Source organism: Actinomadura sp. NPDC023710 (assembly GCF_040639875.1).
Lineage (GTDB): Bacteria > Actinomycetota > Actinomycetes > Streptosporangiales > Streptosporangiaceae > Spirillospora > Spirillospora citrea.
This window is the reverse complement of sequence record NZ_JBFAGB010000117.1, coordinates 1-1,053: the sequence shown is the minus strand read 5'-3', so window position 1 is coordinate 1,053 and position 1,053 is coordinate 1. Positions and strand designations below refer to the sequence as shown.

1 pseudogene is annotated in these 1,053 nt (G+C 65.9%); it reads right to left on the bottom strand.

The features are described from left to right. Positions 1 to 1,053, bottom strand: a pseudogene (locus tag AB0H37_RS45060) (DNA-directed RNA polymerase subunit beta); the annotation flags it as partial.

Here is a 1,053-nt window from a genome sequence, read left to right as displayed (position 1 = left end):
CCAGCCGAGGTGGGTCTCCAGGACCTGTCCGACGTTCATGCGGCCGGGCACGCCCAGGGGGTTCAGGACGATGTCGACGGGGGTGCCGTCCTCCAGGAACGGCATGTCCTCCACCGGCAGCACCTTGGAGATGACGCCCTTGTTGCCGTGCCGGCCCGCGAGCTTGTCCCCATCGGTGATCTTGCGCTTCTGCGCCACGTACACCCGGACCAGCTCGTTGACCCCCGGCGGCAGCTCGTCACCGTCGTCACGGGAGAACACCCGCACCCCGATGACCTTGCCCTGCTCACCGTGCGGCACCTTCAGCGAGGTGTCGCGCACCTCACGCGCCTTCTCACCGAAGATCGCCCGCAGCAGCCGCTCCTCGGGCGTCAGCTCGGTCTCCCCCTTCGGAGTGACCTTGCCGACCAGGATGTCACCGGGCACCACATCGGCACCGATCCGGATGATCCCCCGCTCGTCCAGGTCGGCCAGGACCTCCTCGGACACGTTCGGGATATCACGGGTGATCTCCTCAGGACCCAGCTTGGTGTCCCGGGCGTCGACCTCGTGCTCCTCGATGTGGATCGAGGACAGCACATCGTCCTGCACCAGCCGCTGCGACAGAATGATCGCGTCTTCGTAGTTGTGGCCCTCCCACGGCATGAACGCCACCAGCAGGTTCTTGCCCAGCGCCATCTCACCGTCATCGGTGCACGGCCCATCGGCGATCACCTGACCGACCTCGACCCGCCGGCCCTCGTCCACGATCGGCTTCTGGTTGAAGCACGTGCCCTGGTTGGACCGCTTGAACTTCGACACCCGATACGTCGTCCGGGTCCCGTCATCGTTCATCACCGTGACGTAGTCGGCCGAGACCTCCTCGACCACACCCGCCTTCTCCGCAGTGATCACATCACCCGCATCGGTCGCGGCACGGTACTCCATACCCGTCCCGACCAGCGGCGCCTCACTACGCAACAGCGGCACCGACTGACGCTGCATGTTCGAACCCATCAACGCCCGGTTGGCGTCGTCATGCTCCAGGAACGGAATCATCGCCGTCGCGACCGA